The organism is bacterium, assembly GCA_021372775.1.
GTDB lineage: Bacteria > Acidobacteriota > Polarisedimenticolia > J045 > J045 > JAJFTU01.
The window spans coordinates 1-8,927 of sequence record JAJFTU010000318.1 but is presented as its reverse complement, the minus strand read 5'-3'; the positions used below and the strand labels follow the sequence as shown (position 1 = coordinate 8,927).

The 8,927-nt window shown below is 73.4% G+C and carries 10 protein-coding genes; all 10 read left to right on the top strand.

The features are described from left to right. Window positions 1–381: 381 nt before the first annotated feature. Window positions 382–579: a hypothetical protein gene (locus LLG88_10850; protein MCE5247399.1), complete on the top strand. Its 198-nt coding sequence runs from the start codon at window positions 382–384 to the stop codon at window positions 577–579. 14 nt (window positions 580–593) lie between these two features. Continuing rightward, window positions 594–1,706: a hypothetical protein gene (locus tag LLG88_10845; protein ID MCE5247398.1), complete on the top strand. Its 1,113-nt coding sequence runs from the start codon at window positions 594–596 to the stop codon at window positions 1,704–1,706. A gap of 51 nt (window positions 1,707–1,757) precedes the next feature. Then, complete coding sequence (locus LLG88_10840; protein MCE5247397.1) at window positions 1,758–3,794, top strand: M13 family metallopeptidase; 2,037 nt, start codon at window positions 1,758–1,760, stop codon at window positions 3,792–3,794. Between the two features lie 126 nt (window positions 3,795–3,920). Then, window positions 3,921–4,250, top strand: a complete 330-nt coding sequence (locus LLG88_10835; protein MCE5247396.1) for a DUF134 domain-containing protein — start codon at window positions 3,921–3,923, stop codon at window positions 4,248–4,250. Further along, window positions 4,247–4,648: a NifB/NifX family molybdenum-iron cluster-binding protein gene (locus LLG88_10830; protein MCE5247395.1), complete on the top strand. Its 402-nt coding sequence runs from the start codon at window positions 4,247–4,249 to the stop codon at window positions 4,646–4,648. The genes LLG88_10835 and LLG88_10830 overlap by 4 nt, the downstream gene beginning before the upstream one ends. A gap of 203 nt (window positions 4,649–4,851) precedes the next feature. Next, window positions 4,852–5,841 carry a DUF3617 domain-containing protein gene (locus tag LLG88_10825; GenBank protein MCE5247394.1) on the top strand — a complete coding sequence of 330 codons (990 nt, stop codon included), beginning with the start codon at window positions 4,852–4,854 and terminating at the stop codon, window positions 5,839–5,841. Window positions 5,842–5,918: 77 nt separating this feature from the next. Next, window positions 5,919–6,746 (top strand): serine hydrolase, encoded by an 828-nt coding sequence (locus LLG88_10820; protein ID MCE5247393.1) that lies wholly within the window; start codon window positions 5,919–5,921, stop codon window positions 6,744–6,746. Next, window positions 6,730–8,250 (top strand): hypothetical protein, encoded by a 1,521-nt coding sequence (locus LLG88_10815; protein ID MCE5247392.1) that lies wholly within the window; start codon window positions 6,730–6,732, stop codon window positions 8,248–8,250. The genes LLG88_10820 and LLG88_10815 overlap by 17 nt, the downstream gene beginning before the upstream one ends. Before the next feature lie 79 nt (window positions 8,251–8,329). After that, window positions 8,330–8,560: a hypothetical protein gene (locus LLG88_10810; GenBank protein ID MCE5247391.1), complete on the top strand. Its 231-nt coding sequence runs from the start codon at window positions 8,330–8,332 to the stop codon at window positions 8,558–8,560. Between the two features lie 4 nt (window positions 8,561–8,564). Beyond that, on the top strand, window positions 8,565–8,927 hold a 363-nt coding region (locus tag LLG88_10805; protein ID MCE5247390.1), incomplete at its 3' end, for an isochorismatase family protein.

Sequence of the window (8,927 nt, the reverse complement as noted above, 5' to 3'; positions counted from 1 at the left end):
GCTCGCGCACGACCTCGACGCGTTCCTCGCCTCGGCCGCGCCGGAGGTCGAGCGGATCGTGCTCGAGGGCGAGATGCGCGCCTTCGACGGGCTCGCCGCCCGCGTGCAGGCCAACTACCAGGAGCGCGTCCAGACGATGGGACGGATGCTCGCCGCGGCGACCAAGAACTGAACGACGGTCGCGGCGCGCCGCGATCCGCCGGCGCGGAGCGAGAATCGCGCCGCGATCCGCGGGCGGAGGGCCGAGCATCGCGCCGCGGCGCGCGAGCCGCGGGGCGCGAGCCGTTCGTCGCGCCGCGGGCGCCGTCCGCCGTTGCGGCCTGCGCGGCCGCCGCCGAGCGCGCGATCATGTCGCCGCGTCGTTCGGAGGAGGACCGCCCGATGGTCAAGTTCCTGCTGTGGTGCATCCTCTTCGTCCTCTGCTGGCCGCTCGCGCTGCTGGCGCTCGTCCTCTACCCGCTGGTCTGGCTCTTTCTTCTGCCGTTCCGCATCCTCGGAATCGCCGTCGAGGGAGCGCTCAAGCTCGTCTGGGCGCTCGTCATGCTCCCCGCGCGCCTCCTCGCCGCGCCGTTCCGCTGACATCGGAGATCTTGATGAAGATCGCGGTTTCTGCCGTCGTCGTCTTCGGAACGCTCTGCCTTCTCCCCGCCGCTCCCTCCGCCCGCGCCGCCGTTCCCTCCGCAGACGCCGCCGAGCCCGCGGCCGGCGCCGCCCAACCCGCCGCGTCCGGCGTCCTCTTCGACGCCGGCGAGGCCGAGGCCGCGTTGGACATCGTCGCCGCGCGCGCCGCCGGACGCCCCGTCTCGGAGGCGCAGTTCGAGCGGCTCTTCGCCACGGAGGGATTCCGCAAGCTCGAGGCCTGCGAGCGCGAGAGGAAGCGTCCCTTCGACCGGGCCGAGTTCCGCACGTTCCTGCAGGCGCCGGAGACCGTGGCGCGCCTCGCCGACCTGCGCCGGACGCTTGACGCGTGGAAGGCCCTCGGCACGGACTCCGCGCGGCGCCGCGCCGCGGCCTACCTGCCGCCCGGAACGACGATCGACGCGCGGGTCTACCCGGTGGTGAAGCCGCGCACCAACAGCTTCGTCTACTTCGACGGCGAGAGGCCCGTGATCTTCGACTACCTCGATCCCGCGAAGAGCGTCGCGCAGTTCGAGAACGGCCTCGCGCACGACCTGCTCCACTTCGGCATGGACGCCGCCTGCGACTTCAGCAAGGACGCCTGGTTCGCCGCGCTGCCCGAAGCGTCGCGCAACGCCGTCGTCGACGTCCGCCGCCTCGAGGAAGGGCTGGCGGTGATCGCCGCCGCGGGCGGGCCGGACGTCCACCCGAGCGCGACGACCTCCGCCGCCGACCGCGGGCGCTGGGACCGCGACGCGGCGCAGGTGAAGGAGAACGCCGCCACGCTCGCCGCGTTCATCTCCGGCGTCGCCGACGGCCGCATCTCGGGCAAGGAGCGGAGCGAGACCGCGATGCGGTACTACCCGAACCAAGGTCTTTGGTACACGGTCGGCTACGCGGTCGCCTCGACGATCGAGCGGGCCTACGGGCGCGAGCGGACGGTCGCCGCGTACTGCGATCCGCGCGGCCTCCTGAGCACCTACGAGGCCGCGGCGACGAAGCTCGGCGACCCGACGCTGCCCCACTGGCCCGCCGACCTCGTCGCCCGCCTGTCGCGGCGCGACGCGCCGACGGCGCCGCGACCCTAGCGCCGCCGGCTGCGCTAAACTCCCGCCGTCCCCCCACCCAAGCGAGGCAGCATGCGTCCTCTCCCGATCATCGCCGTCGCGCTGTGCGCCGCCGGGCTCGCGTTCGCGCAAGCGGGCGCGCCGGCCGCCGCGCCCACGATCGACGTCAAGGCCCTCGACCGCAGCGTCGATCCCTGCGTCGACTTCTACCAGTTCGCCTGCGGCTCCTGGATGGCGAACAACCCGATCCCCGGCGACAAGACCCGCTGGGGCCGCTTCGACCAGCTCGCCGAGCGGAACCTCGACGTCCTGCGCGGGATCCTCGAGGAGGCCGCGGCCGCGGGGCCGAAGGCCGATCCGCGGACCCGCAAGGTCGGCGACTTCTACGCCGCCTGCATGGACGAGAAGGCGGTCGAGGCCGCCGGCGCCGCGCCGCTCAAGGAGGAGTTCGGGCGGATCGCGGCGGTCAAGGACCGCGCCTCGCTCGTCGCCGAGATCGCGCGGCTCCATCGCACCGGCGTCCGCGGCGCGCTCTTCGGCTTCTCGGCCTCGGCCGACCTGCACGACGCGCGCGTCCAGATCGCCGACCTCTCGGACGGCGGGATCACGCTGCCCGACCGCGACTACTACCTCAAGGAAGACCCGAAGTCCAAGGACACGCGCGCCAAGTACGTCGCGCACGTCCAGAAGATGTTCGAGCTGGCCGGCGACGCCCCCGAGGCCGCGGCGGCCGAGGCGCAGGCGGTGATGGCGTTCGAGACGGCGCTGGCCAAGGCCAACATGGACCGCACCGCCCGCCGCGATCCGCGCAACGTGGACCACAAGATGACCGTCGCCGAGCTGGAGAAGCTCGCCCCGCGCTTCGGCTACGGCGCCTTCTTCGCCGCCGTCGGCGCGCCGAAGTTCGACTCGCTCAACGTCTCGAACCCCGACTTCGTCAAGGCCGTGGACGGGATGCTGGAGACGACGAAGCTCGACGACTGGAAGACCTACCTGCGCTGGAAGTACCTCCGCTCCACCGCGGGTCTCCTCTCCTCGCCGTTCGTCGCCGAGAACTTCGGCTTCTGGGAGAAGTACCTCCGCGGGCAGAAGGAGCCCGAGGCGCGCTGGAAGCGCTGCGTCCACGCGACGGACGGCGCGCTCGGCGAGGCGCTCGGCCCGCTCTACGTCGCCAAGGCCTTCCCCGCCGACGCCAAGGCGCGCACGCTCGCCCTGGTCCAGGGCGTCGAGAAGGCGATGGGCGCCGACCTGAAGTCGCTCGCCTGGATGTCGGACGCGACGAAGGCGAAGGGCGCCGCGAAGCTGGCCGCAGTGACCAACAAGATCGGCTACCCCGACAAGTGGCGCGACTACAGCAAGCTGTCCATCGCGCGCAACGACTTCGTCGGCAACGCCCGGCGCTCGGCGGAGTTCGAGACGCACCGCCACCTGGGCAAGATCGGCCAGCCGGTGGACAAGACCGAGTTCCACATGACGCCGCCGACGGTCAACGCCTACTACAGCTCGTCCGAGAACAACATCAACTTCCCGGCCGGCATCCTGCAGGCCCCCTTCTACGACGCCGTGCGCGACGACGCCGCCAACTACGGCGGGATCGGCGCCGTCATCGGCCACGAACTGACGCACGGCTTCGACGACCAGGGCGCGAAGTTCGACGGCGACGGCAACCTCTCCAACTGGTGGAGCGAGGCCGACAAGGCCGAGTTCGAGAAGCGCACCAACTGCCTCGCCGACGAGTACGAAGGGTTCTCCCCGATCGAGGGCGTCCACCTCAAGGGGAAGATGACCCTCGGAGAGAACACCGCCGACAACGGCGGCGTGCTGCTGTCGTTCCTCGCCATGCAGGAAGCGCGCAAGGCCGATCCGTCGCGCATCCCGGCGACGCTCGAAGGGTTCACGCCGGAGCAGCGGTTCTTCCTCGGCTACGCGCAGGTCTGGTGCCAGAACGTGACGCCCGAGGCGTCGCGCGTCCTCGCCATGACCGACGTCCACTCGCCGGGGCGCTTCCGCGTCAACGGCGTCGTCTCCAACTCGGACTTCTTCCGCCTGGCCTTCTCCTGCAAGGCCGGGCAGCCGATGGTCCGGGAGAACGCCTGCCGCGTCTGGTGACGCCGCGGCGCGACCGCGTTTTCGGAGAGGGCCCGGCGGCGACGCCGGGCCCTTCTTTTTTCCGGCGGGCTTGCGGGCGCGGCATTGTGAGCATACGTTCATAACGAGCACGTCGGAGAACCGCCCATGCCCCGCCCCTGCTGCCTCCGCCGCGTCGGCGCCGCGCCGATCGCCGCGGTCTTCAAGCCCGCCGGCATCCCGGCGCGCGACCTCGAGCAGGTCGCGATGACGCTCGACGAGTTCGAGGCGATCCGCCTCGCCGACCGCGAGGGGCTGCAGCAGGAGGAGGCCGCGCTGCGGATGGGGATCTCGCGCCCGACCTTCGGGCGGATCCTCGCCGCGGCGCGGGCCAAGCTCGCCGAGACGGTCGTCTGCGGCAAGGCGCTGCTCATCGAAGGAGGGCCGGTGACGACCTGCCGCCGCGCCCGTCCGCCCGAACAAGGAGAGACGCGATGAAGATCTGCATCCCGATCATCGAGGACAAAGGGCTCCAAAGCCCCGTGAGCGCCCACTTCGGCTCGACGCCGCTCTTCGCCCTCTGCGACACCGCGACCGGCGATTTCCGGACGATCGACAACCGCAACGCGCACCACCAGCACGGCATGTGCCAGCCGCTCGCCGCGATCGGCGGCCAGGGCGTCGAGGCGGTCGTCGTCGGCGGCATCGGCCGGGGCGCGATGATGAAACTCCAGGCGGGAGGCGTGCGGGTCCTCCTCGGCGCGCCGACGACGGTCGCCGAGGCGCTCGCGGCGCACGAGGCCGGGACCCTGAGCGAGGCGACGCCGGACATGGCCTGCGCCGGCCACGGCCACGGGCCGCACGGACCGCACGGGCCGCACGCCTGCGGCGCGTAGGCGGCGGCGTCTCGAGCGGCGGCGCGTCGCGCGTCCTCACGGACGGGAGAGCCGCGCCCCCGCGCGGCGCGCCCGCACGCGCCGGGACGCATCCGGGCGCGCGGCGCGGCCCGCTTCAACGCGGCGGCTTTTGTCCTTAGAATGCGGGACAGAGAGGAGGGCGGCGGGAGGCCGCCCTCGTTTCTCCGGGAGGACACGCATCCATGAAGACTCCGCTCGCCGCGGCCGCCGCGGCTCTGATCCTCGTCCCGCTCTCGCTTGGAACGGCCTCCGCCGCGGCGCCGGCAGTCGGCGGCGAGAAGGGCGAGTACTGGCAGATGACCACGCGCGGAACGTTCGGCGGCATGACGATGCCGGCGACGACCGTGAAGTTCTGCAAGCCGAAGGGCGATTGGAAGGAACCGCCGGGATCCGAGAAGAACAACTGCAAGGTGACGAGCTTCGCGCCGCTCCCCAACCGCATGACCTGGAGGATGGTCTGCACCGACCCGAAGGCCACCGCCAACGGCGAGATCGTCTTCAAGGGGCCCGACGCCTTCTCCGGCACGCTCAACATGACCATGGACCAAGGCACGATGAGCATGCAGATGGACGGCAAGCGGCTCGGCGGCGAGTGCGACGTGGACGAGCAGCGCCGCACGTTCGAGAAGCGCGCCGCGCAGGCCCAGGCCCAGTCGGGCGCCGCCATGGAGCAGGGGTGCGCCGAGGGGGCGCGGAACGGCTCGGCGACGATGTTCGTCGGCGAGACGGCGATGTGCAGTTCGCCCGCGCAGAAGAAGGCGTTCTGCGCCGGCTTCGGCACGCCGGTCGGCTTCGCCGGCGTGAAGCAGCTCGACGCCCTCTCCGGCATGCCGGGCACCAAGCAGTCCGCCGCGTTCTGCGGCGGCACGGTGGAGCAGTTCCACAAGCAGGCCTGCGCCGCGGGCGCGAACGGGGACGCCGAGGGGCTGAACTTCGTCGCCGCCGAGTGTCCCGCCGAAGCGCAGGCGATCGCCCAGCGCGAGTGCGCCGGCCGCCGCTACACCGCCCTCGCCGGCTCCAAGTACCAGTCGTTCTGCGGCCAGTACGCGCGCTCGGAGATGAAGGGGGGCGCGCAGGCGCAGCCCCAGCAGCAGCCGCAGCAACCCCAGCAGCAGCCGGAAACGACGAAGGACAAGGCGAAGAAGGTCCTCAAAGGGATCTTCGGCCGCTGATCGTTTTTCCGCGACGTCGCGGACAGGAGAGGCGCGCGCCCGACGGCGCGCGCCTTTCAGTGTCGGAGGGGACTCGCTTGCCGCTCAGCCTCGGGTTCGCGACGCGGACGGCGACGGCGCTCGCGCTGCTCGTCGCCTGCGGCGCGGCGTCGCCCGCGCCGGGGCCGCAGGACCTCTTCCCCCGCGCCCGCGCCGACGCCTATCTGCTTCTCGCCGACGGCGCCGTCGTCGCCGAACGCAACGCCGACCGCGCGCACGCCCCGGCCTCGCTGGCCAAGCTGATGACCGCGCTCGTCGTCCTCGAGCGCGGCTGGGATCCGGCGGCGGTCGTCGTCGTCGGGCCGCGCGCCGCGGCGCAGCGGGGCGCCGCGCTCGGGCTGCGCGCCGGCGAGCGGCTGCGGGCTTCCGACCTGCTGACGGCGATGCTCGTGCGCTCCGCCAACGACGCCGCCGTCGCGCTCGCCGAGAGCGCCGCGGGCGACGCGACGCGCTTCGTCGCGGCGATGAACGCCCGCGCCGCGGCGCTCGGACTCTCGCGCACGCACTTCGCCAACCCCACCGGCCTCGACGCGCCCGGGCAGACGACCAGCGCGCGCGACCTCGCGCGCCTCGCCGCGGAGGCGCTCGAGCGCCCTGAGATCGCCGAGGCCGTCGCGCGGCGCGAAGGGTCGATCAAGACGCTCGACAGGCGCGTCCTCCGCTTCCGCAACACCAACGCGCTCCTCGGCTCGTTCGCCGGAGCGCGCGGCGTCAAGACCGGCGACACGGCGCGCGCCGGCGCGTGCCTCGTCGCCTTCGTCGAGCGGCCGCCGCGGCGGGCGCTGCTCGTGCTGCTCGGCGCGCCCGACCGCTGGTGGACCGCGGCGGCGATGCTCGAGGAGGCGCTCGATGCGCGGCGCCGCTGACGGGCCGTTCGCCGCGGGCGCGCTGCTCGGCGTCGCCGTCCTCGCCGCGTACGCCAACGCGCTCGGCGCCTCGTTCCAGTTCGACGACTGGGCCGTGATCGTGGACGAGCGGCGCGTCGCGTCGCTCTCCGCCTTTTGGGCGTCGATGCCCGGAATTCGCCCGGTCCTCAAGCTGAGCTACGCCCTCGGCAACGAGGCCGGGATCGGCGCGTTCGGCTTCCACGCCGTCAACGTCGCGATCCACCTCGGCGCCGCGCTGCTGGTCTTCGCGCTGCTGCGCCGACTGCTGCGGACGGGCGCCGCCGCGCCGGACGCGCCCGCCGGCCTCGACGCGCTCGCTTCGTCCGACGCGCCCGCCGCGGGCGTTTCGCGCGCCGCGCCGCGCGCCGCGTGGCGCGAGGAGCTCGGTCCGCTCGTCGGAGCGCTCGTCTTCGCGCTCCATCCCGCGCAGACCGAGGCCGTCACCTACGTCTCCGGGCGCTCGACGTCCCTCGCCGCGCTCTTCGCCCTCGCCTGCGCCCTCTGCTGGCTGCGCGCGCGGAGCGGCGAAGGCGGGCGCGCGGCGCGGATCCTCTCGCCGCTCTTCTTCGCCCTTGCGTTGGCGACGAAGGAGTACGTCGCCGTGCTGCCGTTCGCGCTGCTGTTGCTCGAGCGCGTCGATCCGGCGGTCCAGGCGCGCCCGCGGCGGCGCTTCGGCGCGCTGCGCGCCCTCGCCCCGCATCTCGCGCTGCTCTGCGCCGCGCTGGCCCTCGCCGCGGCCGGCGGCACGTACAGCCGCCTCGCCGCGACGAGCCTCGCCCTCCGCGGCCCGCTGGACAATTTCGCCGCGCAGCTCGACGGCCTCGCCTACTTGCTGCGGCAGATCGTCTTCTGGCCCGCGCTGAACGCCGACCCCGCGCTGTCCGCGCCCGGCTGGACGACGGTCCGCCTTCTCGCCGCGCTGTCGCTCGCCGCGCTCGTCGCGCTCGCGCTCGCCGCGCTGCGCCGGCGGCCGCGCTTGGCGTTCGCGCCGCTTTGGTTCCTGCTTTGGCTGGCCCCGACGAACTCGCTTCTCGCGCGGCTCGACGTGGTCAACGACCGCCAGCTCTACCTGCCGCTGTTCGCCGTCGCCTATCTCGTCGCGCTGCTCGCGCAACGCGCGCTCGCCGCCGTCCGCGCCGAGGCGACGGGCCGCGTCCGCGCCGCCGCGCCCCGCGTCCTGCTCGCGGCCGTCGCGGCGCTGCTCCTCGCGATGGGTTGGGGAACGTGCCGGCGAAACCTCGTCTACGCCGACGAGGTCGTCTTCTGGCGGGACGTCGCGGCGAAATCGCCGTCGAACGGCCGCGCCTTCAACAATCTCGGCTACGCCCTCGCCCTCGCCGGCCGCGCGGCCGAAGCCGAGACGGCCTTCCGCGCCGCCCTCGCCCGCGACCCCAACGACGTCGCCGCCGCCGTCAACCTTCGCCTGCTGCGCGAGGGGGCGCTGCTGCCCCGCGCCGGCGGCCGCGCCGTTCCGCGGCGCTGAACGCGCTCCGGCGCGGCGCGAACGGCGCCGAGGCCCCTCGCCGGGCTGATAGAATCGAGGACGTTCCGTGGAGGCGCCGATGAGCGACCAGCAGTTCAGCGAGCAAGACCTGAAGCGCGCGCAGCGCTGCGTCGAATGCCCCGTCTGCAGTCACGCGCGCAAGAAGCAGCGCGGCCTCGCCTTCTGGTTCGTGAAGTCGATCGAGGGCTCCGTCTGCCCCAACTGCCAAGCCTACGAGCGGGTCTACGGACGCAAGGCCCACGAGCCGGCGCCGGTCGAGCCGCCGCCGGCCGCGCCCGCGAAGGAATAGAGCGATGACCGACACGCCTCGCACCTCCCGCACCGCGCCGCACCGCACCGCGCTGCTCCGCGCACCGCTGCACCGCGCCCCGCTGCTCCGCGCCGCCTTCTTCGCCGTCGCCGCCTTCGCCGCCGCGTCGTTCGGCGCCGCCTTCGCGCAGACGCCGCCCGCGCCCGCCCCCGCGGCGCCCGACACCGCGCTCGTGGTGATCGACGTCCAGAACTTCTACTTCGAGGGCGGCCGCCTGCCGCTCGTCGGCAGCGTCGAGGCGGCGCGCAAAGCGCGCGTCCTGCTCGACCTGTTCCGCGCCAAGGGGTGGCCGGTGATCCACGTCCGGCACGTGCCGCCGGAGAAGCTCGGCGCCGACGGGCAGCCC

Excerpts from the sequence above, each read along its gene's own strand:
- LLG88_10850 (MCE5247399.1), top strand. The coding sequence starts at position 382 with ATGGTCAAGTTCCTGCTGTGGTGCATCCTCTTCGTCCTCTGCTGGCCG.
- LLG88_10845 (MCE5247398.1), top strand. The coding sequence starts at position 594 with ATGAAGATCGCGGTTTCTGCCGTCGTCGTCTTCGGAACGCTCTGCCTT.
- LLG88_10840 (MCE5247397.1), top strand. The coding sequence starts at position 1,758 with ATGCGTCCTCTCCCGATCATCGCCGTCGCGCTGTGCGCCGCCGGGCTC.
- LLG88_10835 (MCE5247396.1), top strand. The coding sequence starts at position 3,921 with ATGCCCCGCCCCTGCTGCCTCCGCCGCGTCGGCGCCGCGCCGATCGCC.
- LLG88_10830 (MCE5247395.1), top strand. The coding sequence starts at position 4,247 with ATGAAGATCTGCATCCCGATCATCGAGGACAAAGGGCTCCAAAGCCCC.
- LLG88_10825 (MCE5247394.1), top strand. The coding sequence starts at position 4,852 with ATGAAGACTCCGCTCGCCGCGGCCGCCGCGGCTCTGATCCTCGTCCCG.
- LLG88_10815 (MCE5247392.1), top strand. The coding sequence starts at position 6,730 with ATGCGCGGCGCCGCTGACGGGCCGTTCGCCGCGGGCGCGCTGCTCGGC.
- LLG88_10810 (MCE5247391.1), top strand. The coding sequence starts at position 8,330 with ATGAGCGACCAGCAGTTCAGCGAGCAAGACCTGAAGCGCGCGCAGCGC.